This window comes from Ohtaekwangia kribbensis, assembly GCF_042676245.1.
In the GTDB taxonomy this organism is placed as follows: domain Bacteria; phylum Bacteroidota; class Bacteroidia; order Cytophagales; family Cyclobacteriaceae; genus Ohtaekwangia; species Ohtaekwangia kribbensis.
Genome location: NZ_JBHTKA010000007.1, coordinates 1,357,824 through 1,382,777, shown reverse-complemented (window position 1 = coordinate 1,382,777; position 24,954 = coordinate 1,357,824). Strand labels below are relative to the sequence as shown.

Sequence of the window (24,954 nt, the reverse complement as noted above, 5' to 3'; positions counted from 1 at the left end):
ACATCAAGTCGTACTGATTTTACCCCGGAAACAGAACCCCAGGTTCATGTTTGTCCGATGGTTTGATTAGTAAAAAACGGTCAACCTTTTTTAGGGATCGACAACAAACAGCCTGTAACCAGTGGCCCGTAGCTTGCAGCCTTCACTATATACCGGGCCGGCTTTTCAGCCCCAGAGCGAACTGCCTGTAACCAGAAGTCTGCAGCCAGTGGCTCCTATAGTTTGAAGCGTGACGTCAATAGGCTTTCGTGGTAACTTACCGGGAGGCGAACGATAAAGCGTGAACCTTCATTTATACTGGCTTCGAGGGCGATGGTGCCGTTCAGTTTCTCTACTGCTTTGCGCACTATATAGAGTCCCAGTCCGTTGCCTTTGCTGCGATCGCTGGCGCGGAAATACATTTCAAAAACACGTTCGTGATACTCCTTGAGTATACCTTGTCCGTTGTCTTCCAGTATCACGATACATTCATCATTTTCCTGGTGAACCTGCAGGCGTATAAACGGATTTACCGGTGTGCAGAAGTTGATGGCATTCTCCACCATGTTCTCCAATATGATACGAACCATGGCGGGATATGATATGAACGGTTCATGCAAGGACACCTCGCAAAATGTTTTGATACCTTTTGCCAGAATATCTTCGCGAAAATCATCACAGATATTCTGGTATATTTCTTCAATAAATACTTCTTTATATACCAACTGCTGTGCCCCTACATCGCTGATGGATTGCAGCTTGATCAGCATCTTATCGAGGCTGCGTGCCGTTTCACGCACCTTATCAAATAGCTCGAGTGCGTTGTGATCTTTTACCGTTACGCTGGCCACTTCGGCAAGTCCCATAAACGTTGTAAGCGGTCGTCTGAAGTCGTGCGAAGACCGGTAGAAGAATGTATCGAGCTCTTTATAGGCTTCGTTCAGCTGTGCCGTACGTTTGCTTACCATTTCATCCAGGTCACGGTTTATCTCTACGATCATCTCGTTCGTTTCACGAAGTTCTTCTGATTGTGCCTGTATCTCTTCCGTCTTTTCAATGAGTTCTTCGTTTAATCGTACGAGGCGCTGGTTGGCCTCCGTGAGCTCTTCCGACTGCGCCTGTATCTCTTCCTTCTGCTCGATTATAGATATATTTGCTTTACGCATTTGACGGTTATACCGGTATATATTTATAGCCAGTATGGAGATCAGTATAGTGCCGGCTATACCAAACAAGATCACCGTGTTCTGAAGGTTGATTTGTGACTGCTGAATATCGATCCGGTTCTTCTGCAATTCGCGTTGCTGGTTCAGCATTACAATCGCTTCGTCTTTCTTTTCAACCTGGTATAGCGCCTCCAGTTCTGCAAGCTTACCCGCATTGCTCTCGCTATAGATACTATCATTCAACTGTGAGTATTGCTCATGATATACCAATGCATTCTTAAAATCACCTTTCGCTTCCAGGTATTGCGACCAGAATAGTTTGTTATACATCCGCAGTGTTTCCGAATGGATTTCTTTTCCTATATCTCTTGCTTTTTCCAGGTAGTGTTTCGCATCCGCCAACCGGCCAACCCGGGTATATAAATTACCTATGGAATTATAGGATATACCCAGACCGTAACGGTTGCCAATGCGTTCGTCCATCACCAGCGCTTCTTCCTGGTAACGCATGGCATTGTCAAAATCCTGCTGTGCTTCGCTGATCAATCCCAGGTTGAACAGACTGGCCGATATACCTTTCTTGTGATCGATGCGTTTACGAATGGCGAGTGACTTCAGCATATAATCCTGCGCCAGGGTATACTTCTTTTCCAGTAAATAAATCAGGCCCAGTACGTTGTAGCAGTTCGATACACCGTGTTCATCCTGTATCTGCTCACGAATGGCAAGTGACTTCTTTATATAGTCGTGGGCGAGGCCGAAGTTCAACTGGTTCTTGTAGATCCACGCCACGCTACTCTGTATTCTTGCCGCTTCATGTTTATCGCCCAGCTTCTCGGCTATCTTAAGAGCTTCCAGAAAATACTTCAACGCCAGGTCATTCTGACCGCGTTCTTCATAGACAGACCCAATGTTATAGTACAGATTTCCAGTAATGGTGGGAATGTTTTTTGAAGTAAGCATTTTCAACGCCCTGAAATATAGTTCGAGCGCCTCGGTATAATCACCGTTATCAGCCCGAACTTCGCCCGTTATTCCGAGACATTGAAATTGCAGGAAATCATCTTTCAGGGCGTTGGCAGTTTCGCAGGCCTTCGCTATATATACATCTGCTTTGGAGTACTCCGTTTTATTCCGGTAGAGACGTGCCAGCAAAAGCTCCGTATCGGCAACGCTGCGGCTGCTGTTCTTTTTCTTATATAGTTCCAGCGCTTTTATGAGACTCTCCTCCGCCTCTTTGTTTTTCCATTGCACCATATAGAGGCGGGCCATACTTTTGTAGGTATACGCGCGATAGGTTTCCGATTTTATGTTGTCCTGCACAGCCAATCCTCTGGCATACGCTATACTGGCAGAATCGTATTGTGCCATGATGCGGTATAAATTACCAGTCATTACATAGCCGTACGCCTGCAGATCGTCAGGCGAATCATATAGTGCAGATGCTTCGCGATAGTATTTTAATGCAGTCTCATTTTCACCAATGTCCTGGTGATAAAATCCTTGCAGGATAAGGGCATAACGCATGCCCTTTTCATAGTTGAGACGCTTGGCTTTAGCATAGGCTTGCTGGGCATAAGAATACCCGAGCTCAATATCATAATTATAGCTTACGGAACTCAGCTCGCACAAGACATCGACCCGGGCGGCATTGTTCTCGGTAGCATTCAAAACATGGACAAGGCTATCGACCAGTACCTGCTGTGCCCATGCCCCTACCGTTGTAAAAAGAAAGCATACCAAGACTAGTAAAAGTCTTCTCATGGTGTAGATTAAAGCGCTCTAAATCGCGGAATTTAAAGAATAGCTTTCAAAAAAGTATTTATTTCGAATAATTCATATTCAAATAGTAACTTTCTAAGGTTATACGGTAAAAATGTTCAAGTCTATCAGCCTCCTGACCAGTAAGTCTGAGCTCACCCGCGAGAAACAAAAGGACTATCGCAATGTAGTGGTGATCCAGATCGTCATCATTATCCTTGGTCTTACGCTCTCACAATTTCTGCTGGAGGGCACACAAACCAGTGCCGCCAAACTGGTAACCACGATCTTCTCTTCGTTCGGAGCGATCTACGCATTTTTACTTTGGGACATGCTTCGAAATTTTACCCGGAGTGCATTACTGGTGCGCACATACCTGATTATACTCGTGGGCATTGTATGTACCGGTGTACTTGTGGAGTTTCCATACTATACTATACTCGAAGTGCCTGATCGTCAGATATACCTGATGATTATCCACGGCTTGTTGTTCCCCATCGAAGTAACCGTGATAGCGTTTGCTATACGTGATATATTTTCGAGTGAGTTTCTAACACCGGATAAACTCTGGGGCTCTGCGTGTATTTACCTGATGATCGGTATATCCTTCGGAAGCCTCTATGATCTTATTTGCATTATAAACCCGGGAAGCATGGGACCCAACCTGGCTTTAGGACTGCCCAATTACTCGGAGTGTGTGCGGTATAGCATGTGTATTCTGGGCGGTCTCGATCCTGCACAGCCTGATACCACGCGACTCATCCGCAACATCAGTGTTATTGAAGCCGTGTGGAGTAATTTATTTGTCGTATTAATTATAGGTAAACTGATGGGATTGCCTAAACCACCCAAAGGAAATGAAACTGCCGAAGCATAACAACCGGCTATAAGCAGGATACATTTCTTCTATTAGCCTACTTTAAATCGTACTGTTATCTGATATAATATAGAGTATATATAGTTTCTGAAAAAAAATTTAAACCTGATCATATATGAACAACCGCAGACTCTTACCTTTTATTATACTGGGCGTGATCGCTCTTTTTATACTGGCAGGACTTTCATCCAGTATCTTTTACAAGATTGGCCCTTCCGAACGCGCTGTTATATTCTATCCGTTCGGCAAAGCGCTTGATAAGGAAAACATCATTGACCCCGGCACGCACATGAAAGCTCCCTGGAATGATGTGATTATATACGAAGTAGCTGAGATTACTTCTGAAGAGAACATGGACATTAACGACAAGAATGGTTTGCCGATTCACGTAGAAGTATCGGTACGTCACTTCCCGATGCACGGCAAGATTGGCGACATTCACGAGAAGTTCACCAAAGACTATATTAACCGCCTGGTAATTCCGGAGGTGCGTTCGGTGTCGCGGCAGGTAATGGCCAAGTATACTGCCGAAGAGATTTACTCTACCAAACGCGCTGAAGTTGAAACGTCTATTAAAAGTGAAACCGAAAAGATATTGAACGCCAACTACGTAAATGCTACAGCCGTGCTGATACGCTCTATAAAATTACCCGACCAGATACGTGTTGCCATTGAGAATAAACTTCAGCAAGAGCAGGAAGCACTCGCCTATCAATACCGGTTGGAGAAAGAAAAGAGTGAAGCCGAACGTAAACGTATAGCAGCCGAAGGTGAAGCGCGAGCTAACAACATCGTTAACAGCAGCTTAACAGATAAACTCTTAAAAATGCGCGGCATTGAAGCTACGTTGGAACTTTCCAAGTCGCCAAATTCAAAAGTAGTGGTGGTAGGTTCAGGTGGTGATGGATTGCCTCTGATTTTGGGCAACAATTAAAAAAAATATATTTTTTAATGCATTTTTAATGCATTCCTTTCGATTGCAACGATCTGCCCTGTATATTTAAAACCGCTGTTAAATCTCATATTAAAATGTCGAAAACTGCTGAATTAATCATTGATGGTAAGTCGTACACACTGCCAGTCATTGAAGGAACTGAAGGAGAAGTAGCTGTTGATATCAGTGATCTTCTGGAGAAGGCCAAAGTGATTACTCTGGACTTAGGTTATAAAAATACTGGAGCTACCAAAAGTGCTATTACCTTTCTGGATGGCGACAATGGGATTCTTCGTTACCGCGGATACTCAATTGAAGAACTGGCTGAAAAGTCTAACTTCCTGGAAGTTGCTTACCTCTTGATATTCGGAGAGTTACCAAGCAAGCAGCAGTACGACAAGTTTTCCAACGACATTAAAACACATACACTCGTACACGAGGATGTGAAGAAGATACTCGATGGTTTTCCGTCAACAGCGCATCCGATGGGTGTACTGGCTTCGTTGTTCTGTTCACAGACTGCCTTCTATCCGGAGTCACTCGATCCGAACCGTTCGGCAGAGGGAGTATATCTCAGCATTGTACGTTCACTGGCCAAGATGCCAACCTTCGCGGCATGGGCGTATAAAAATGCAGTAGGTCACCCGGTGAATTATCCTGATAACTCACTGGCTTATAGCGCTCGCTTCCTCAAAATGATGTTCGCGCTTCCGGCTGAACAGTATGAAGTTGACCCGGTAGTAGCCGATGCGTTGGACAAGTTATTGATCCTTCACGCTGATCACGAACAAAACTGTTCTACTTCTACTGTACGTATCGTAGGTTCATCCAAAGCCAGCATATACTCATCTATATCTGCCGGTATCAATGCCCTGTGGGGACCGCTTCACGGTGGTGCTAACCAGGAAGTTATCGTGATGCTCGAAGCCATTAAGAAAGATGGTGGCGATACCGAGAAGTGGATCAACAAAGCAAAAGACAAGAACGATCCGTTCCGTCTTATGGGCTTCGGACACCGTGTATATAAGAACTTCGATCCGCGCGCGAAGATCATCAAGAAAGCTGCGGATGATGTACTGGGGAAATTAGGTATAAATGATCCGGTGCTGGAGATTGCACAGAAGCTTGAAGAAGCTGCGCTGAAAGATCCATACTTCGTGGAACGCAAACTATATCCAAACGTAGACTTCTACTCGGGTATCATTTACCGTGCATTAGGTTTACCAACCGATCTGTTCACTGTAATGTTCGCTATGGGACGTATGCCGGGCTGGATCGCGCAGTGGAAAGAACTTCGCGAGAACAAAGAACCAATCGGCCGTCCGCGCCAGATATATACCGGAGCACAACTGAGATCGTACGTTGACATCACCAAACGATAAGGGAATGTTAATCGTTATCCGTTAATTGTTATCCGTTATACTGGATTACGATTAACGGATAACCGTTAACGATTAACGTTAAACATCATGGAACTACAGCAACAATTCGAAAGTGCAGTAGCACGTTCAAAGGAACTCACAAGACGTCCTACCAACGAAGAACTGCTCTTGCTATATGCACTCTTTAAACAAGCTACAGAAGGCGATGTATCGGGCGAGCGTCCGGGAGGCTTCGACTTCAAAGCCATCGCGAAGTACGATGCCTGGGAAGAACTGAAGGGCAAATCCAAAGAGCTGGCCATGCAAGACTATATTCAATTGGTTGAAAAACTCCATCAGCAATACGCGTAACGCGTGAACCTCTTTTATCAGCCGCTAATCCCCCAGGGAATTTCTTATCTCGATGCCGATGAGTCACGTCATTGTGTGAAAGTGCTTCGCCATACCGTTGGTGATACGCTTCGCATAACAGACGGACACGGCTTCTTCTATGATGCAGTTATTACGAAAGCAGACGACAGGCAATGTACATTTCGCATCGCTGAAAAGATTGCGCAGCCTCTTCGCAATTTCACTGTTCATATAGCAATTTCTCCTACGAAAAATGCTGATCGGATAGAATGGTTTGTAGAGAAAGCGGTTGAGTTTGGAGTTGATACAATCTCGATCGTTGAATGCGAGAACACCGAGCGAACGTATCTGAAAAAAGAGCGCCTGGAAAAAGTAGCGATCAGCGCCATGAAGCAATCGCTCAAGGCAACACTTCCCCGCATCGAAGGTCTTCTCCCCTTTCAAGATATACTCGGTAGCAATGCAACGCAGAAATTTATCGCGTATGTTGATCAACAGAATCCAGATCACTTGAAAAATATGGCAACAGCCGGAAAAGATTACGTTGTATTGATTGGTCCGGAAGGCGATTTCTCTCTCGATGAGCTTAACGCGGCGTTGCAAAATGGTTTTAAAAAAGTAAGCCTCGGTCCCAGCAGACTGCGAACCGAAACCGCGGGTCTTGCAGCGTGTCATATTCTCAACCTCATCAACAACTAATCAGTAATCATCTTACATACTGAACCATTATTGGTTTCAACAGAAGTATAGAGTTGCCGATCTTTATACTAAATTTACTTTTTTACAACGCCTATGATTCTGAATTACATTTGGGTCTCCTTCTTCCTGATCGCGTTTGTTGTCTCTCTTGTGAAGCTGATTTTTTTCCAGGACGTTGAAGTGTTCCCCCACATGTTGCAATCAACTTTTGATATGGCGAAGACTGGCTTCGAAATTTCTATTGCACTTACCGGTGTCATGTCGTTATGGTTAGGGCTGATGAAGATTGGTGAACGTGCCGGTATTGTTCCTATACTTTCCAAACTGGTTGGTCCTTTCTTCTCGCGCTTGTTTCCCGAAGTTCCGAAAGATCACCCGGCCACGGGTTCAATCATCATGAACTTTAGCGCCAACATTCTTGGTTTGGACAATGCCGCTACTCCGCTCGGACTAAAAGCCATGAAGGAGTTACAGGAATTAAATCCTAATAAAGATACAGCGTCCAACGCACAGATCATGTTCCTGGTGTTGAACACATCGGGGCTTACCGTTATACCTCTATCGATCATTGCCGATCGTGCCACACTGGGTGCCGTAAATCCTACGAGCATTTTTATACCGACACTCATCGCTACATTCTGCTCCACGATTGTAGGACTTATATACTTAAGCATCAAGCAACGTATCAATTTACTCGAGCCTGTTGTACTTGCATACCTGGTAGGTCTTAGCACAATTGTATGGGCCGGTGTATCATACTTTGCATCGTTACCACAGGAAGAGTTGCAGCGGCAATCAACATTGTTCACCAGTGTTATTATCATCACCATTATTGTATCCTTTCTGCTGCTCGGACTCAGGAGGCGCATTCCACTTTTTGAGACATTTGTAGAAGGCGCGAAAGAAGGCTTTGAGACATCGATCAAGATCATCCCGTTTCTCATTGCTATACTTGTAGGCATCGGGTTGTTCAGAACATCGGGTGCATTGACCTATATCATCCAGGGCATAGCATGGGTCTTCGGGCTAATGAATATCAACACCGACTTTGTTGAAGCGCTACCCGTAGCATTCCTCAAACCTTTAAGTGGCCAAGCCGCTCGCGGTATGATGATTGAAGTATCGAAGAGTGTTGGTCCCGATTCGTTTGTTGCAAACCTCGCGGCTATCTTCCGTGGTTGTGCCGAGACTACATTTTACATATTGGCAGTTTATTTTGGTTCTGTAAGCGTGCGCAAAACACGATACGCATTAACCGGAGGATTAATCGCAGATGTTGCAGGAATAATTGCAGCCATCTTTGTTGGTTACATGTTCTTCCATTAGAATATAAAGTAAAGTAATTGTTGTTAAACTCCTTAATCAGGATTATCATTGTTATATGGAAAGAAAAGCGGATATCCAAAAGACTATTTACGATAACGCAAAGAGTCACTTCCTTGGAAATTTCCCGGACTCACTACCAATCGAGCAAGCCTATGTACACATCGGTATGTACCTCGGGTGGATCATAGATTCCGGTTTATACTCTGAGTACTTTGAAGACGAAGCATCCAACCAGATTTTCCGCTTTAAACGCAGAGAAATATCCTGTACAATTCTCAGTGAGATATGGGACGGATATTTAGGCTATGAGCTCTTTAATCGCCAGGGTAATATGTTTACCTACTACTACTATGGTGGCGGCCTATACAGAAATGATTATGACGAAATTCTCGTAAGAACACTCCCGTCAATTTATCACGTAACCGATAGCTGGGAGAACTATGAAAAAATAAAGAACCGCATCGACATGCGCTTCTCCGACTGGAAGAAATTAGTGGGAAGTTAAGCGAAGCTTGAAGATATTTTGTGAAGAGACTGCTCCTATTCGGGGCAGTCTCTTTTCGTTAATCGTTATCTGTTAATTGTTAATCGTTGGAGAAATATTACATATCTAAGTATACTGCTGCTAATTACGTTTTGTAAAATCCATTACACAAGCGCACAGAGTCATATATACCCTTTGTGATTTGATTTGTGCCTTTCTCCGCGTCCTCCGTGCTTGGGATTTATTTCACGATTAACGGTTAACCTGTAACGGATAACGATTAACGGATAACCATCTTCCCATTCTTATCCACAATACTCTCCAAAGCATCTGCCTTGATCGTGAGTTCACCCGTATCCTGCTTGAACATGAGTTCTTTCGGTACGAAGGCCAATTGATAGTTGGTGCTCCAGGCAAGTCCGTCAGAACGGTATATCTTTGCGAGCGTTGCTGTGTATTTATTTTCCTTGTTTGCTTTCTCGCTATACATCAGCACAAAGTATATCTGCCCGTTAGCATCCGAGAAGGTAAGTGACTTGGCAGCCGGCAAGCCTGATTGTTTAAAGCATGTTTTATCAACAGCAAATTTGATCTTTATATCGGGCACACGCGTAGGTGTGATGGAGTAAAAATATCCCTCAGCGTTCAATGAATCTTTATAATATAGACCTGCAGTATATTTCTCATCAATAATTGACAGCGGCTTGAACTTCGAGCGCTTGGCATCGGTAAACAATGGAATAGAGTCTGGCAATTGCACCAGCCAGCGTAACGCTTCATTACGTCTGGTCAGTTTTTTATCGAGCTGCTTCTTCTCACGTTCAGCAAAATCTTTTAATGTACTTACGTAGCTCTTCAACACGATGGAATTATTATAGGTGTTGGTAATGAAGTAAGTATAGTCTTCCGCTTTAGCTTCTATATTTTCACCATTAAGTTTGCCTGCTATACTATCAAGTTTGGAAAGGTAACGCAGCTCGCGTGTTGTACGCTCCAGTTGCTGATGTACGTTGGTTGAGTCGCTTTGCTTTTTATGTTCGATGAGCGTTGATCTATACTCCAGCTCGGCCATCTTCAGACTAAACACTTCCATGGGCAGCGGGTCTTTATCAAACTTCTTCAGTTGTGTCATCAATAACTTATCGATCAGAGCGGTAAGATCGCTGCGAACCGAAACAGAATCTTTCGCAAGCTTATCGCGCAGCTTGTTGATCTCGATATCATACTCCACCAAATGTTTATTCATCGGCAGTATCTCTTTCTCGATAACAATTTTCGATTTATCAGCGAACTTGCGATAGTCCCATACCTCGAGTTCGTTCTTGTAAAAATCAGCCGCAGCCGATCCTTCATTCTTGAAATCGGTTATCTCACGCGGTACCATCACCTGGTTATAGCCTACTTTGCCTAATGTAGCAAGACCGCCTTTATAGGTATCAAAAGCTTTCACAGCCGAATCATACCGCACTGCCAAGGCTGTAAGCGAGCTTAGAAGTTTGTCATCCGCGCGCAGGTAAAATTCTTTTTCACCGGGATATGTTTTTTGAATCGAGCGGTATAGCGCATTGGACTTTTTATACAAACTATCAGCCAGCACAAAGTAATGCTTCACCATTTTTAGTCGGTCGATGCGTTCGCGGAGTCCTTCGAGTTTTTTCTGTATATCAAATTGTACGTCTGAAAGCTTTACACCGAACTCACCGGTACGCAGATCTCTGCGGTTGTAGAGTTCGTAATATTCATCGTTGCGCTTCAGTTCTTTTTCCGTGATGGTCTGGTAGGCTTTGGTGTAGAAATATATAGCCGTATCCATCTGCGAGATAGTCTTCGCGGTGTTTCTCAGAATATCTTCTTTAGCGGATTTCTCATGCGCAATGATACCCATGTAGAGGAAGGCGTTCGGATTATCATCGTTCTCTTTCAGGTATTTCCGGAGGAAGGGTTCTGCAGCTTCGTATTGCTTCGTTTTAAGCAGTCCGAAAATATCCTTATACTTTACCTTCTGCGCATGCGCAGCAGACGAGACAAGCAGCATAAGGGCCACAATCTTGATAAAACCAACTTTAATCATGGGTAGGGACAGTGTAGATTAACTTTCGAAATTAATTAAAAAAGAGGGAACAATAGTAACCCTAACATATTGATGTGAGTTAGTTATCTTTATAGCGGAAAGGCTGACCACAGGTGCTTAGGGCAAGTCGTTTCAGATTTTCCACATTTTCTAAAAGTAAAATTGATTGCTATGAAAAAAATGCTTGAAAATCCGCGTATAGCCTCCGTTGTAAGGGTTATAAAACCTTGGGTGACCATCGCTGTGTTTGTGCTGGTGTTGCGTTACACGGGAATTCTGGCGGGTATTTCATCGATCACCGGTGCGGCCATCATCAGCACGGGCGTAATGGATGCCGAACCTGAAGCCCCGGTGGTAACAAAAAGTTTCGACTATAACTTTACCCTCACCGACCTTGGGAACAACAAGGTTGATATGAATCAATTCAAAGGCAAAACGATCTTCCTCAACCTGTGGGCAACGTGGTGCGGACCTTGCCGCATTGAAATGCCGAGCATACAAAAGCTATACGATAAGGTTGACCATGACAAGATCGCATTTGTAATGCTTTCGCTGGATCGTGCTGAAGACAAAGAGAAGGTTGAAAAATTCCTGACTGACAAAAAACACAGCTTCCCGGTATATATACCTGCCGGTGCTTTACCCGAGCTGTTGAACGTACCTTCTATCCCGACAACTTTTGTAATTAGTCCGGATGGAAGAGTGGCCTCCAAAAAAGTAGGTACTGCCAATTACGATACCGAAGAGTTCAAGAAATTCCTGGAAGATCTTTCTGCTACAGCTAAGAAATAAGGTCGAGCAGTTCGCGCTTCACGACTTCCATACCAGTACTCGCTTTATCAACTATCATTCTGACGTTCGGTATACCTAAGTTGATTTCAGGCTTCTTAGGGTCCACTACGTATTTCATAGTTTCGTCAGGAACATAATTAATCAGACCTGCGGCAGGATATACTACCATCGAGGTACCCACCACTATAAATATATCTGCATACCTGGCGTGATGTGTTGCGACCTCCATCAACGGAACCATCTCACCAAACCATACTATATTCGGACGAAGCTGTGATCCAATTTCACATGTATCCCCTATCTTCAGCTCCCATCCATCTATAGGGTATACGAGACGCTCATCTCGCGTACTGCGTGATTCAAACAAACTGCCATGCAGGTGTATAACTTTGGAAGAGCCGGCACGCTCGTGAAGATTGTCAACGTTCTGCGTTACGATGGTAACATCAAAATGCTTTTCAAGTTCAGCGAGTATTTCATGGCCGCGGTTCGGTTTTACTTCCAGGGCTTTCTTTCTGCGTTCGTTATAGAAGTCCAGAACGAGCTCAGGATCTCGCAGCCATCCTTCCGGAGATGCAACATCCTCCACACGGAAACCTTCCCATAAACCATTTGAATCACGAAAGGTTGGTATTCCACTCTCTGCACTGATGCCGGCACCGCTGAGGACTACTAATTTTTTCATGTTAAAGCTATATTTACCAGGCTATATTACGATTCAAACAACGTTTTTAGGTACACCAGATTGCCTGATGATTGATAACAGTGTTCCTAATTTGATTTCTTTATGATTGGGAACAGGCACTGTAATAGTCGAATTATCTGTTCGCTTTTTGCATAATAATATGACTACCCTTTTGTCGTACCTGAACAAAGTTTTGCTGTGCCAGAATATCACAAACTTCTGCACCGGAGAGTATACGAAGCTTACCCAACTGCTACTTCTAAACGTGTTATAAATACTTCACTGTGAAGTCTGTTCCCTACTTCTTCTGCTGAAGCATGTTCGAAAAACAGCTCTACAGCTTCTTTTAAATTTTGTTTCGCTTCTTCAACAGAATCGCCCTGTGATGCAATATCCAACTCCGGGCAAAGAGAAACGTAAGCGTCTCCTCCCCTCTCTATAACTGCTGTGAATTGATATGTACGGTTCATATCCAAAGCTACTATTTTAACGGGATAAATACCAACCCAAATCCAATTGCACAAGAACATCAAGAAGACACAGAGTAACACCGAGTAAAAACTTTTTGAAACTCTGTGCCTCCTTCGTGAACCTCTGTGCAATAGCTTGGTATTCCGCGAAAAAAAATCGGTTAACCATTACCGAAGTAATCGTTAACCGAAAATCTCCAACACAGAATATATCTTAGAAGCGGAAGCTTATGCTTGTAGTAAAGCTTCTTGGCTTTTGCGGGTTGATGGTAGACCAACCGGTGTAGTATTCTTTATCCGTCAGGTTATCAAGTTTGAAAGCTATACGGAACGCATCGGTGTTATAGGACAGCGCTGCATTCAGCAAAGTATATGAAGGGAGTTTGAATGTGCCCGTAGTAGCACGATCCAGTATAGCATACTCGCTTGAGTAATTTCCTCCAACGGCAAATCCCAATCCCTGCAGGGCACCTTCACGCAGGCGGTAGCTTATCCAAAGGTTACCCATGTGTTGCGCACCGGCACTCTCTGGTCTTCTGCCGATATAGTCTTCACTGTCGGTCTTGGTGATCTTGCTGTCGTTATAGCTATAGCCAGCTATCACGTTCAGTCCCGGAAGCGGAGCAGTAATCATACTGAACTCAACACCCTTGCTATAGTTTTCACCATCCTGTACATAATAGTTCACGCGGGTTGGATCCTGGCGAACCACATTGGACACCTGTATATCATAGTAGCTCAGGGTAGCGCTTACTTTACCATCTAACAAATCGGTTTTAACACCGGCTTCCCATTGGTTGGCTTGTTCAGGATCAAACGATCTTACGGCAATATCACTGCCTGAACCTTCAGTGCGCGGTGCTACGTTGCTGAAACCGTTCATATAGTTTGCAAAGATCGAAAGCTGATCTTTCAGCGGCTGATATACTATGCCAAATTTAGGAGACAACGCGGTCTGGTTGCTTTCTTCATTATCCTTGTTCACGAAATGATCAATACGCAAGCTTACCATCGTTGACAAGGTTGGTGTGATGTTCAACACATCTGAAACGTACGCACTATATACTTCCTGTTTTGCGGTAGTGTTGTTAGAACCCGCGTTCGCCAGAAGAGCATCGGTAGCAGCACGAGACAACTGACCATTGTCATTGTCAGTTTCGTATTGCTCCGGATCAGTAATTCCGAAAACAACCTGGTTTACTTCTTCTATACTTGCGTTACCGATGTAGATTGAACCGTTACCTACGTAACCTGTATCATTGTTCTGAGCGCTGTTAGCATAGTAATCAAGACCAGCCACCACGCGGTTGCGCAGATTGCCGATGGTGAAATCACCAATGAAATTCTGTTGTATATCGGTAGTAAGCGTAGTAGAATTCTGCTTGCTGAGATAGCGACCAAATATACTTCCTTCACTGATCGGATAGAATCGTGTTGATTCATAAATATATGAATAGTATCCATCCGATTTAGCAGAGCTTCTTGACAATACAGTCTGTGATCTCCATTTGTCAGACAGCTTGTAATTCATCTGGGCCTGTAGGCTAAACGTTGGATTTTTCATAGACAGATCGTTGCTGGTATAGGAACGTTCATGATCATAGTTCAACGCATCAAGATTGGCCGCAGTCAGCGGAGCACCTCGGTCGAGGAAGAGCATTGTTTGGTTGGTGCTTTCCGAGCTTAAGAACTCCGTGTTCACAAGGAACGAAAGTCTTTCGTTTACCTCATACGCCAAGGATGGTGCAAAGAAGATTGCCTTCTTGAAGCCTGCATCCTGGAAACTGTTTTCGCTGTGATAGGCTGTGTTCACACGTAATGCTATCTTCTTGTCTTTGCTTAGCGGAGCATTTACATCCGCAGTAATTCTGTTCAGGCCAAAGCTGCCGGTGTTATAGGCGATCTCTCCACCGAATTTACTGAACGTAGGTTTCTTCGTTACGATGTTGATAAGACCACCATACGAAATAAGACTGCTACCATAGAGCGTTCCGGAAGGACCTTTCATGATCTCGATCGTTTCAATGTTTGCTACATCAAGTCCACCGTTGGTTAGTCCGGGTACACCGTTGATCAGTGTAGGCTGCACAGAAAATCCGCGCAGCGAAAAATATCCGGCACCATCACCGCTGCGGCCGGTAGACTCCCATAGTCTGCTTACACCCGGAGCATTTTTAAGTGCATCGTTAAAGCTTGTTACCACCTGGTCTTTTATAAGCTCAGCACTGATGGTATTATATACCTGCGGGTTCTCAATATTTTTCAATGGAAGCTTGGCTACATAATCGCTTTGCTTGCGATCGAACTCATTGGTTTTATAACCGCTGATAACAATCTCATCCAGTTGCTGTGAGTTTTCGTTCAGAACGATCTCATCCACAACAGTTGTCTCACCGGCCTTTATCTCTATAGGAGTCTCAGACGTCTGAAGTCCTAAGAAAGACACTTGTAAAGTATAATTACCGGCATCGACATTCTTTATTTCATACTCGCCTTTGTTGTTGGCAGTGGTTCCTCTGCTGGTGCCTTTCAGGATCACATTTACATGAGGAGCAGGTTGTCCGTCAGATGATTTCACAACACCTTTCACAGAACCTTTGTTCTGGGCCATGAGGCTGGCGCTGATCATCAGGAAGAAAAAAAGTAAATACGTACGTTGCATATAGCTTACAGTTAGGACAATAGCGTTTCTGTACACCCCGCATGAGGTCTATTGGAAGCGCTATTATTTATATTGATTTTAAATAGTGCACAAATATGAATGTGGCACCGCAAGAAATCAAAGCCACGGGAGTAATTCACCACAAAAATACCCTCTACGGGGTATACAGGTAACCGAATGAGTGTAGACAGGGGGGCGAGGGTACTCGACTATCAAGGACAAAGTTGTCCGATCGGACTACTTTTATTATCTTTGTTGCGTGAATCAAAAACGTTGCCTCCTATTTTATAAGGATTACTTTCAGGACTTCTATGACGATCAGACATCAAAGGTTCAAAAGAAGATACTTTGGACTCTGAGGGCTTTACGAAATCCGAGTTCAAAGCGGAAGCGATATATATAGAATCTTCTGCTTTTTTGATGACAATAATTTAGTTGTTGTCGGGCATGGGTTTCAAAAGAAAACTCAAAAGACGCCAGACAAAGAAATTGAACGAGCTGAGAAAATTAAAAGAGACTACTATGAAGAAAAAAAGTTTAACACCCCTCAATGAATTTATCGACAAAAAGGTTGGTAAAAAAGGTACCCGAAAAAGAGACAAGTTTGAAACAGACTACGAAGCGTTCAAGCTGGGAGTCCTTATTCAACAAGCAAGACAAGAAAGAGGATTGACTCAGGAACAAGTTGCTGAACTGTCGGGCACCAATAAATCCTATATTTCAAAACTCGAGAAAGATCTAAAGGACGTTCGCTTCTCCACGCTGCAGAGAATTATTACCGAAGGACTTGGCGGACATCTGGAGATTTCGATTAAGTTCTGAGCATGGCTGTATAATGAGAAGTATAGAATGACAGACGAACAAATCAAACAATATCACAAACAGGTTGACGAGAATATAGTTAAGTACGGCTATCATTCTACTTTTGTGTTTACCGGCAATACTCCCTCCTTCTGTTACTCAACAGGAATTTACAAGAGCTTTGGCATACCGGAGCTTTTCATTTCGTCTTTACCTCAAAACCTCTCGCACGAACTTATTCAGAACTATGTGCACAAGTTCAAAAATATGGACAAGGTTCCGTTGGATATAAAGATAGACGATCTCACTGACAGGTTCCCTGTATATTTGATTGAAGTACCAATAGACAAACTAACAGACTATGTCCTTTCAAGCATTCGATTTTATGAAGGCAAGAACTATAAATATATACAATTGATTTACCTCGATACCAATGGATACTTCCCTAACAATAAGGGATACAACTACGATCAAGTAATACTCGGACAATTTGAGCAGTAGTAATTATATAGTTATTAGCTAATATTATGACAAGAGAAGAACGAAAGCTGCTATCAAAAGAGCCTATTCAGTGGACTGGCGATCTCACGGATGATTGTACTGCCAAGTGGGGAGGCCTTATGTTACGAGCGGAATCAATGAATGACGATCACTGGTGGTGGGCTGTCTATGATATGCAACGGGATGAGATAACAATTGATAGTTCTAACGACTATAAGGAAAGATTTCTAGGAGGAAGAAGTATACGTTGATTCAAAAAAAATCAACATTCATTAAACCTGCGATTGAGTTTCAAGTCAAATTGAAAATTTAATCTTTTATGATGGTACGAATCATTCTGCTCCTGCTTTTTACAACGATCTTATCAGCCTGTACGTCCGATGAAAATTTAGAGTCAATACCTCAGGTTCCTGAGGACGGTATTTATATAACAGAACAATTCGATGAGGCCGATCTGTCGCTCTTGTTTGACGTGCCTTTCTCGACTCGTGATAATTACAATGGCATTCAATATACCGCTGCGAATAGAAAAGAACTCGAAGCAGGGTTGGAAGAATTGACAATGCACCTCGACCTTGCTATTCCGCCCAATGCCACAGCAACAACCCCTCAACCGCTAATTGTGTATATACATGGTGGCGGATTTACAAGTGGAAGCAAGGAAGACACCTATGATAAAATACTAGGTTATGCGAAGGCCGGTTACGTGGCCACAACAATAAATTACCGACTTACACCCGACAATCAGTCCAGCAACGCACTGCGTAACCTTGCCGTTACCAATGCAGTGGAAGATGCCATGAATGCTATTCGGTTCCTCAAGAGCAAAGCATCGGTATATCACATCGATGTAACCCGCATTGCCGTAATAGGATCGTCAGCCGGAGGCGGCATAGCACTCACCAACGCTGTAGGCGCAGATGAACTGGGATTTCAATCCGATTACTCAGACCAGAGTGCCAAGGTACAAGCTACTATATCTACCGGGGCCACGTTGACGGGCGATAGCCTGGTTGACAAGTCTGCTCTTGCTTTTGATTCGTATGATTGTCCGGCACTACTGTTTCATAACAGTGCTGAAGATCCGGTTACCGGGGCCACCTGGCAAAATGCTCTTGATACAAAAAAACTCATGGATGACGCTGGAAATACATGCACGCTGGTAGCGCAGCCTTCCGACACGCATACGGTAAGCCTTGCCCTTGATGGTAAATACTGGAACAGTATAAAATCATTTCTCTGGCAACACCTGCGGCTCTATGAATTACGATTGGAATAGTTATCCGTGAATCGTGAATCGTGAATCGTTATTCGGAAATCCAGAAACACTAAGACCACAGAGGAGAGTTACACAGAGAGAAATATACTTTGTGTAACTTCTTGTCTTCTTTGTGATTTGTGCAATGGATTTGGGAATCGTTGTGATGTGCTATCGCTTCTCTCCCAACAATGCTAGTAGCTGATTGTTTTGCTTCTTTAGATACTCGATTTGTTCTTTCAATTCTTTTATCTGGTCATCCTTAGCAGCAATGATCTTCTCAAAAGCTTCCGGCTGAAATTCTTCATTAAGATTATTGATATAGCCATAACCCTTCTGAGTATTTTCAAATGATATGGAAACACTTGGCGCGAGTATATCCGCTACTCCTACATCATATAGTTGTGCTAACTTTTCTACTTGCTCAGCTTTCAAAACGCGCGGGTTTCGTTCGATCTTGCAATATGTACTTTGATCTACACCGATTTGTGAAGCAACGTATTCTTGTGTGTAGTTATTGATCTCACGTAACACTCTCAGGTTTGACATACTCGAAGTTGATATAATAGCGAAAGTACAAAATTACCTGCAAGCTGCAAGGCATCAAGCACAATCCTTCCCTCCTATTTCAGGCAGATATACCTACTATAGTATGCTAAATTAAATGGTTTAGGATTATCGCTGCCAACATCTTTGCTCCGTATTCTAAACGAAATTACTCAACGATGGCGAACATGAAAGTTACTTTGCCCGAAGGTGTATCGCTCATCAAAATACCGGCAACGGCCGAGCTTGCTATTTACATGATTCATAAAGAACTGAGAAACCGAAGGATTATTACGAAGCTGGAAGATGCAGGCTTTGATTCCTCCAACCTGTCATTCGATCTCACGGAAGTGATTCTGCAACTGGTCGGTATACAGAATGATTCCAACAAGACTTATGAATGGTATATTCAGCTACAGGACAAATATACCGCTCTGCCGGAGCCGGAAGAGCCTTCGGAGTATTATCAACAGGCGCTTGACTTCTATATCGAACTAAAGGGCGTTAACCGTTGATCGTTACACGTTACCAGAGAAATCCAGAACCACAAAGCTTACAAAGAAGGCACAGAGTTACACAGAGTAAATATATACTTTGTGAATCTTTGCGTCTTCTTTGTGGACTTGGTGCAATGGATTTAGAAATATAGCCGTATAGTTCGCACTACTTCTCGCAAAGCTTCTCTCTTGCCTTCCACGGCTCAATCATTTTACTATCGGTCGTAAGATCGGCAGGTTTGATTCTTACCTTGCCATCCGACTTATCGGTAACAAACTCGAGCACCAGACGAGTACAGAATTTTCCTTTGCCGTGATCGATCTCAACGGTGGCTAGTGCCTTATCGATTTTAGTGATCTGGTATTTATCTACCATAAACATGTTTACTTTTTTACCACGAGCTGTCTCCATGAAGGCGGTTGATATATAGGGTTCGAGGTCTTCCCAATTTTTCATGGCTGTCATAAATTCATCAGTAGCTTTACGAACAGCTTTTTCATCCTGTGCCTGCAGGGCCAATGAAAAAACAAAAACAAAAAAAAGGATTAGAGGGGTTTGGATACGCATAGGAGTATTGGGTTAATGGTTACCCTAACAAACAGCTTTAAATTCATATCCACAAGTATCATAACACACAAAACTGGCAGGCACGTAGTAATGAAACAGGTAGAAATACCTGTTTTTAAATTACCGTATTTATACTGCTGTAAGAATTTATTCTTAAGCGCTACTTCGTATCGTTATTTGAAGCTTCACAAAATAACAAGGCAACTCTCGAAAAGCCTTCAATAGAGTAGAGACTAATTTCTTAACAAGTTTTTTATGCCACGAATAATGCAAACAAACGGAGCTGTAAAAGATTACAAGTTCAACCTGGGAAAAAGATCACTCACTGGAGAAGCAGCCGTAATAGGTGATATTATATCATCAAACTATAGCGGCAATATTGCTGACCCTCTTTACACTGCACTCGACTCCACGATTGTTGAAGTTCGAGGTCGCAATAGCCTTCCAACCGGAAATGTGGATGCCGTATTGCTTGACAACAACTATAAACAATTGGTGCTCGGAGTCTTCAACGAAAAACTATCGGATGCCTTGCAACAAGACACGTTATTGGGATCAAGACCTCATTCGCACATCTAGTTTAACAATCCCACGGAAATTTTCTTACGGCACGCGTAACGAAAAAGCCCTGCTTCTGGTTGGAAGCAGGGCTATTGTTAATTTGTAACAAGTTAACCTTTATTCATGAACAGTATATATAATATATACACTATTAACGGATAACAGTTCACGATTTACTTCTTCTTCTTTGCAGCCTTCTTCGGTGCTGCTTTCTTGGCTACTTTCTTCGCTGCGGTTTTCTTCGCGGGTGCTTTCTTGGCTGGTGCTTCGGTTTTAGCGGGAGCGCTTCTTCCGAATCGGCCCTTCTTCTCAGGTGTGGCATCGGCCAGTGTTATACATTCCTGCAAGGTTAGCTCTTTCGGATCTTTACCTTTTGGAATCTTCACATTCTTTTTACCGGCTTTGATATAGGGGCCGAAACGACCGTTGAGAATTTGTATATCCGGATTCTCATCAAACGCCTTGATCAGTTTGTTTGCATCTGATACACGCTTGTTCTCGATCAGCTCGATCGCTTTATCAAGTTCTATAGCATACGGGTCATTATCTTTCGGTATCGATACAAACTTTTTATCGTGCAATACATACGGACCGAAGCGTCCTATATTTACTACTACCGGCTTCTCTTCAAACTGTCCTAAATCGCGTGGCATTTTGAAGAGCTCCATGGCATCTTCCATCGTGATGTTCTCGATGAACTGTCCCGGACGAAGACTTGCAAATTTAGGCTTTTCTCCTCCTGAATCATCCGGGTTCTCTCCTATCTGCACATACGCTCCGAACTTACCGAGCTTGGCATATACCATCTTGCCGGTCTTCTCATCTATACCTAACTCGCGACTCTTACCAACCGATGAACGTTCTATCTTCTCCGTAGAAGATACCTTCTTATGGAAAGGTTGATAGAAGTTATCGATCATCTTCTTCCAGTCGAGTTTACCACTGGCAATCTCATCAAACTCCTGTTCAATTTCAGAAGTAAAGGAAAAGTCCGTTACATCCGGAAAGTGTTCTACGAGGAAGTCAGTAACCACCATCGCAGTATTGGTCGGGAAGAGTTTATTTTTCTCTGCACCGGTAATTTCAGTCTCTTCTGCTTTCGCGATGTTGTCGTTCTTCAGTGTAAACACATTGTATTTACGTTCAACACCTTCGCGAACTTCTTTCACTACATAACCACGCTTCTGCACCGTTGTAATGGTTGGCGCGTACGTAGATGGTCGGCCTATACCAAGTTCTTCAAGTTTCTTAACAAGACTCGCTTCCGTATATCTTGGCGCGTGGCGGGTAAATACCTGCTTCGCGGTGAGCTCATCCAGTTTAAGGTCTTGTCCTATAGTAAGTGGCGGCAACACTTTGCTGTTCTCCTCCTCATCTTCATCATCACCCGATTCCATATATACCTTTAAGAATCCTTCGAACTTCACAACTTCACCGGTTGCGATTAACGTGCGTGGATTAGTAGATATACCGATAGTAGCCGTTGTCTTTTCAAGTTCAGCATCGGCCATCTGCGAAGCTATAGCACGCTTCCAGATGAGATCGTATAAACGCAGGGCGTTACGGTCCATACCGGGATCGCTCACCGAAAAATCAGTAGGACGAATTGCTTCGTGAGCTTCTTGTGCTGACGATGATTTTGTTTTGAACTGACGCGGCTGTACAAACTCTTTACCGAATGCCGATTGAATTTGTCGCATCGCACCGTTGCGTGCTTCGTCTGATAAGTTCACAGAGTCCGTACGCATATAGCTTATCTTACCGGCTTCGTATAGTTTCTGCGCCACCATCATGGTTTGTATAACCGAGAAGCCGAGCTTGCGCGAAGCTTCCTGTTGTAATGTTGACGTTGTAAACGGAGGTGCCGGTGATCGCTTGGACGGCTTGGTCTGCAGATCTTTTATAGTATATTTTGCTCCCTTACACGACTCTAAAAACTTGAGCGCTTCTTCTTCTGTCTCAAATCGTTCGGAGAGTTCGGCAACGAGAGTCTTTCCTTTATCAAGGGTGAACTCGGCAGTAACACGATACGCAGATTTAGCTTTGAACTCGCTGATCTCGCGCTCGCGTTCAACAATCAGTCGCACCGCTACACTTTGCACGCGACCTGCTGATAAACCGGTTTTGATTTTCTTCCAGAGTATAGGAGAAAGTTCATAGCCTACGAGGCGATCGAGTACACGTCTTGCCTGCTGTGCATTTACAAGGTCGATATCTATACCGCGTGGGCTTTGCAGTGCGTTGAGAATTGCATTCTTGGTAATTTCCGTAAAAACAATTCTGCGTGTTTTAGCATCTGTGAGATCAAGCACTTCTTTCAAGTGCCAAGATATAGCTTCTCCCTCGCGGTCTTCATCGCTTGCGAGGTATACCATTTCGGCATCCTCGGCAAGTTTTTTAAGTTTCTGTATTACGTCCTTCTTTTCCGGACTGACTTCATAGGTCGGCTCAAAGCCATTTTCTACATCAATCGCATCGCCACCCTTGGGCAAATCGCGGATGTGTCCCATGCTGGAAGCCACCTTGAAATCCTTTCCCAGGTAGCCTTCAATGGTTTTCGCCTTCGCTGGTGACTCTACAATTACTAGATTTTTTGACATGCCGATAAACGTTTCGAAAAGGTCAAATATCTGGAAATTTTTAAAAAATCAAATTTCACGTGTTAATATTGACGTCCAGCAACCTTAACACCAGTCAGAAAATTATTGAGTATGCCACGCTATTTATATTTGGTTCGTCACGCACAAAGTGCTGAGAAACAGGTCAATCAAAACGATTTTGGCCGCGAATTAACCTCCACCGGAGTGAAGCAGGCTTTGCTTGTGGGGAATTATCTGCTACAACAACAGATTATGCCCGATGTTATCATGACCAGCACGGCCGAACGTGCCCGCATGACGGCCAGCATGATAGCCGATGCATTGAAAACAGACATCGAAAAAATAAATCTGCAGGAAGATCTGTACGAAGCCTCCACGCGCACCTTCTTCCAGTTTATAACCCAACTCGAAGATCATCTTCACCATGTGATGTGTGTTGCGCATAACCCGGTTGTTACTTACCTCGCAGAGTATCTTACCGGTGCTGAAGTTGGCGACATGGTGCCGGCCGGATTGGCCATTATCAAATTCAATATTCAATCGTGGAAAGAAGTTAGCCAGGGTAATGGCGAACTTGAAAATTATATCACACCGGAAATGCTAACACCTTAATATTGCAGCGTGTATAGCATGGTATGATTATGAAGTAAAGATGAGTTTGAAGAAACTCACCGGCAAAATCTGTAATGACTAAAGACCAACTCATTCAAAGTTTTGATCCGAACGGCCCCGGCATAAACGGCAATCTGTTCGGGCTCCCTTTTACACCTGAAACTTCCGACCTGGTAATTGTACCGGTTCCCTGGGAAGTTACTGTATCCTATCACACCGGTACTGCACTGGGGCCGGCTGCCGTACTGGATGCTTCTTCGCAGGTAGATGTATATGTTAAAAATATACCCGATGCCTGGAAGCTTGGTGTGAGTCTTTCAAAGATACCAGAGAATTTATTGGAAGAGAGTAAACTTCTGCGCGAGCTTGCTGCACAGCACATTAAACGTGTTGAAAGCGGTGAAGCTTTACTGGCCAACGATCCGTTGATCGGTAAAATCAATGAAGCTACCGAGAGTCTGAATATATATGTGAAGTCGGCTACGCAACGTTACCTGCGCGATGCAAAAATGGTTGGGTTGCTCGGTGGTGATCACAGTACTCCATTAGGATTTCTGCGTGCCCTCAGCGAGAAGTATAATCGCTTCGGTATACTGCAGATTGATGCGCATGCCGATCTGCGCAAAGCATACGAAGGTTTTACTTACTCGCATGCATCCATCATGTATAATGCGTTGAAGATACCGGCCGTAACCAAGTTGGTGCAGGTGGGTATACGCGACTTCTGCGAAGAGGAACAGGATGTCATTACGCAATCAAACGGACGCGTAACAACTTTTTTTGATGACGACCTGAAAGACTGGCGTTACCGTGGCGAGACGTGGGATTCGCTCTGCAACTCTATCATTAAAGAGCTTCCTCAACATGTATATATCAGCTTTGATATTGACGGACTCGATCCGAAACTTTGTCCGGGTACAGGTACACCTGTTGCAGGAGGACTGGAATTTCAGGAAGCGGTATATCTCATCAAAAAAGTAGCACAGGCCGGAAAAAAAATTATAGGCTTTGATCTGAGCGAAGTTGCACCTGGCACCACCGATTGGGATGCCAACGTAGGTGCGCGCCTGCTATATAATCTCTGCAACTGGATGGCCGTGTCGCAGGGAAAATTAAAAACTACGTAGTGCGATCTATACTCCTCCAAAAATTTTATTACGCTGATTGTTAAACTTTAAGCGTAAAAAATTTAGCAACAACATCGTCAATTGTAAATATCTTCTATCTTTGCCCCCCGGCAAGCCGGCACGACCAGCTCCTGCTGAACTCCCCCAGGATCGGAAGGTAGCAAGGGTAGGCGGTTGTAGCGGTGCGATGTTCGGCTTGCTATTTTTTTCTGAAGACATTCAGATCCGATTTTAGAATTTCAGA

General features: G+C 43.8%; 27 protein-coding genes and 1 other RNA gene. 18 read left to right on the top strand and 10 right to left on the bottom strand.

Annotated features, from left to right (window positions below; all coding sequences use genetic code 11):
- Positions 1 to 215: 215 nt before the first annotated feature.
- Positions 216 to 2,909, bottom strand: a complete 2,694-nt coding sequence (locus ACFQ21_RS20685) for a tetratricopeptide repeat-containing sensor histidine kinase (protein ID WP_377582027.1) — start codon at positions 2,907 to 2,909, stop codon at positions 216 to 218.
- A 112-nt stretch (positions 2,910 to 3,021) separates the two neighbouring features.
- On the opposite strand from ACFQ21_RS20685, the gene ACFQ21_RS20680 reads away from it, so the two are divergent.
- From ACFQ21_RS20680 to ACFQ21_RS20650, 7 genes are all read left to right on the top strand, one after another.
- Entirely contained in the window at positions 3,022 to 3,783 is a 762-nt protein-coding gene (locus tag ACFQ21_RS20680) for a hypothetical protein (protein ID WP_377582024.1), read from the top strand.
- Between the two features lie 115 nt (positions 3,784 to 3,898).
- Complete coding sequence (locus tag ACFQ21_RS20675; protein WP_377582022.1) at positions 3,899 to 4,717, top strand: prohibitin family protein; 819 nt, start codon at positions 3,899 to 3,901, stop codon at positions 4,715 to 4,717.
- A gap of 95 nt (positions 4,718 to 4,812) precedes the next feature.
- The gene (locus ACFQ21_RS20670; RefSeq protein WP_377582020.1) at positions 4,813 to 6,099 is read left to right on the top strand and encodes a citrate synthase; all 1,287 of its coding nucleotides are present in this window, start codon (positions 4,813 to 4,815) and stop codon (positions 6,097 to 6,099) included.
- Between the two features lie 87 nt (positions 6,100 to 6,186).
- Positions 6,187 to 6,450: an acyl-CoA-binding protein gene (locus ACFQ21_RS20665; RefSeq protein ID WP_377582018.1), complete on the top strand. Its 264-nt coding sequence runs from the start codon at positions 6,187 to 6,189 to the stop codon at positions 6,448 to 6,450.
- A 3-nt stretch (positions 6,451 to 6,453) separates the two neighbouring features.
- Complete coding sequence (locus ACFQ21_RS20660; protein ID WP_377582016.1) at positions 6,454 to 7,149, top strand: 16S rRNA (uracil(1498)-N(3))-methyltransferase; 696 nt, start codon at positions 6,454 to 6,456, stop codon at positions 7,147 to 7,149.
- A gap of 93 nt (positions 7,150 to 7,242) precedes the next feature.
- On the top strand, positions 7,243 to 8,475 hold the full coding sequence (locus tag ACFQ21_RS20655; protein ID WP_377582012.1) for a nucleoside recognition domain-containing protein: 1,233 nt from the start codon (positions 7,243 to 7,245) through the stop codon (positions 8,473 to 8,475).
- A 55-nt stretch (positions 8,476 to 8,530) separates the two neighbouring features.
- Positions 8,531 to 8,980: a DUF7832 domain-containing protein gene (locus ACFQ21_RS20650; protein WP_377582009.1), complete on the top strand. Its 450-nt coding sequence runs from the start codon at positions 8,531 to 8,533 to the stop codon at positions 8,978 to 8,980.
- Between the two features lie 259 nt (positions 8,981 to 9,239).
- Here ACFQ21_RS20650 and ACFQ21_RS20645 read toward each other — a convergent pair whose 3' ends face one another.
- Entirely contained in the window at positions 9,240 to 11,030 is a 1,791-nt protein-coding gene (locus ACFQ21_RS20645) for a hypothetical protein (protein ID WP_377582006.1), read from the bottom strand.
- Between the two features lie 171 nt (positions 11,031 to 11,201).
- Between ACFQ21_RS20645 and ACFQ21_RS20640 the strand changes: the two genes are divergently transcribed.
- A complete protein-coding gene (locus ACFQ21_RS20640; RefSeq protein ID WP_377582003.1) occupies positions 11,202 to 11,822 on the top strand; it encodes a TlpA family protein disulfide reductase in 621 nt (206 codons plus the stop codon).
- On the opposite strand, the gene ACFQ21_RS20635 is transcribed toward ACFQ21_RS20640, so the two are convergent.
- From ACFQ21_RS20635 to ACFQ21_RS20615, 5 genes are all read right to left on the bottom strand, one after another.
- Positions 11,812 to 12,507 carry an SIR2 family NAD-dependent protein deacylase gene (locus ACFQ21_RS20635; protein ID WP_377582001.1) on the bottom strand — a complete coding sequence of 232 codons (696 nt, stop codon included), beginning with the start codon at positions 12,505 to 12,507 and terminating at the stop codon, positions 11,812 to 11,814. The two genes, ACFQ21_RS20640 and ACFQ21_RS20635, sit on opposite strands and share 11 nt — an antisense overlap.
- A gap of 33 nt (positions 12,508 to 12,540) precedes the next feature.
- Positions 12,541 to 12,696, bottom strand: a complete 156-nt coding sequence (locus ACFQ21_RS20630) for a type II toxin-antitoxin system HicA family toxin (protein ID WP_377581998.1) — start codon at positions 12,694 to 12,696, stop codon at positions 12,541 to 12,543.
- Positions 12,641 to 12,757, bottom strand: a complete 117-nt coding sequence (locus ACFQ21_RS20625; protein ID WP_377581996.1) for a type II toxin-antitoxin system HicA family toxin — start codon at positions 12,755 to 12,757, stop codon at positions 12,641 to 12,643. Before ACFQ21_RS20625 ends, ACFQ21_RS20630 begins: the two co-directional genes overlap by 56 nt.
- Positions 12,750 to 12,977, bottom strand: coding sequence for a type II toxin-antitoxin system HicB family antitoxin (locus ACFQ21_RS20620; RefSeq protein ID WP_377581993.1), 228 nt, complete (start codon positions 12,975 to 12,977; stop codon positions 12,750 to 12,752). The genes ACFQ21_RS20625 and ACFQ21_RS20620 overlap by 8 nt, the downstream gene beginning before the upstream one ends.
- A 214-nt stretch (positions 12,978 to 13,191) precedes the next feature.
- Complete coding sequence (locus ACFQ21_RS20615) at positions 13,192 to 15,639, bottom strand: TonB-dependent siderophore receptor (RefSeq protein WP_377581990.1); 2,448 nt, start codon at positions 15,637 to 15,639, stop codon at positions 13,192 to 13,194.
- Between the two features lie 371 nt (positions 15,640 to 16,010).
- Here ACFQ21_RS20615 and ACFQ21_RS20610 point away from each other — a divergent pair, with 371 nt between their 5' ends.
- The 5 genes from ACFQ21_RS20610 (at position 16,011) to ACFQ21_RS20590 (ending at position 18,220) form a co-directional block, all read left to right on the top strand.
- Entirely contained in the window at positions 16,011 to 16,193 is a 183-nt protein-coding gene (locus tag ACFQ21_RS20610) for a type II toxin-antitoxin system RelE/ParE family toxin (protein ID WP_377582057.1), read from the top strand.
- Positions 16,162 to 16,461, top strand: coding sequence for a helix-turn-helix domain-containing protein (locus tag ACFQ21_RS20605; RefSeq protein WP_377581987.1), 300 nt, complete (start codon positions 16,162 to 16,164; stop codon positions 16,459 to 16,461). Before ACFQ21_RS20610 ends, ACFQ21_RS20605 begins: the two co-directional genes overlap by 32 nt.
- 27 nt (positions 16,462 to 16,488) lie before the next feature.
- Positions 16,489 to 16,941, top strand: a complete 453-nt coding sequence (locus ACFQ21_RS20600; RefSeq protein WP_377581984.1) for a DUF4262 domain-containing protein — start codon at positions 16,489 to 16,491, stop codon at positions 16,939 to 16,941.
- 26 nt (positions 16,942 to 16,967) lie between these two features.
- Positions 16,968 to 17,192, top strand: a complete 225-nt coding sequence (locus ACFQ21_RS20595) for a hypothetical protein (RefSeq protein WP_377581981.1) — start codon at positions 16,968 to 16,970, stop codon at positions 17,190 to 17,192.
- 68 nt (positions 17,193 to 17,260) lie between these two features.
- Complete coding sequence (locus ACFQ21_RS20590; protein ID WP_377581978.1) at positions 17,261 to 18,220, top strand: alpha/beta hydrolase fold domain-containing protein; 960 nt, start codon at positions 17,261 to 17,263, stop codon at positions 18,218 to 18,220.
- Positions 18,221 to 18,370: 150 nt separating this feature from the next.
- Here the strand turns inward: ACFQ21_RS20590 and ACFQ21_RS20585 are convergent, their stop codons facing one another.
- Positions 18,371 to 18,748 carry a helix-turn-helix domain-containing protein gene (locus ACFQ21_RS20585; protein ID WP_377581975.1) on the bottom strand — a complete coding sequence of 126 codons (378 nt, stop codon included), beginning with the start codon at positions 18,746 to 18,748 and terminating at the stop codon, positions 18,371 to 18,373.
- A 185-nt stretch (positions 18,749 to 18,933) separates the two neighbouring features.
- Here ACFQ21_RS20585 and ACFQ21_RS20580 point away from each other — a divergent pair, with 185 nt between their 5' ends.
- Complete coding sequence (locus ACFQ21_RS20580) at positions 18,934 to 19,260, top strand: hypothetical protein (protein WP_377581972.1); 327 nt, start codon at positions 18,934 to 18,936, stop codon at positions 19,258 to 19,260.
- Positions 19,261 to 19,408: 148 nt separating this feature from the next.
- On the opposite strand, the gene ACFQ21_RS20575 is transcribed toward ACFQ21_RS20580, so the two are convergent.
- On the bottom strand, positions 19,409 to 19,810 hold the full coding sequence (locus ACFQ21_RS20575; protein WP_377581970.1) for a hypothetical protein: 402 nt from the start codon (positions 19,808 to 19,810) through the stop codon (positions 19,409 to 19,411).
- A 255-nt stretch (positions 19,811 to 20,065) separates the two neighbouring features.
- Here ACFQ21_RS20575 and ACFQ21_RS20570 point away from each other — a divergent pair, with 255 nt between their 5' ends.
- Positions 20,066 to 20,389, top strand: a complete 324-nt coding sequence (locus ACFQ21_RS20570; protein ID WP_377581967.1) for a hypothetical protein — start codon at positions 20,066 to 20,068, stop codon at positions 20,387 to 20,389.
- Between the two features lie 155 nt (positions 20,390 to 20,544).
- Here ACFQ21_RS20570 and topA read toward each other — a convergent pair whose 3' ends face one another.
- Entirely contained in the window at positions 20,545 to 22,971 is a 2,427-nt protein-coding gene (gene topA / locus ACFQ21_RS20565; protein WP_377581965.1) for a type I DNA topoisomerase, read from the bottom strand.
- Positions 22,972 to 23,082: 111 nt separating this feature from the next.
- Here topA and ACFQ21_RS20560 point away from each other — a divergent pair, with 111 nt between their 5' ends.
- The 3 genes from ACFQ21_RS20560 (at position 23,083) to ffs (ending at position 24,914) form a co-directional block, all read left to right on the top strand.
- A complete protein-coding gene (locus tag ACFQ21_RS20560; RefSeq protein WP_377581963.1) occupies positions 23,083 to 23,583 on the top strand; it encodes a SixA phosphatase family protein in 501 nt (166 codons plus the stop codon).
- A 74-nt stretch (positions 23,584 to 23,657) separates the two neighbouring features.
- A complete protein-coding gene (locus tag ACFQ21_RS20555) occupies positions 23,658 to 24,710 on the top strand; it encodes an agmatinase family protein (RefSeq protein ID WP_377581961.1) in 1,053 nt (350 codons plus the stop codon).
- A gap of 109 nt (positions 24,711 to 24,819) precedes the next feature.
- Positions 24,820 to 24,914, top strand: an RNA gene (gene ffs / locus ACFQ21_RS20550) — signal recognition particle sRNA small type.
- Positions 24,915 to 24,954: the final 40 nt, after the last annotated feature.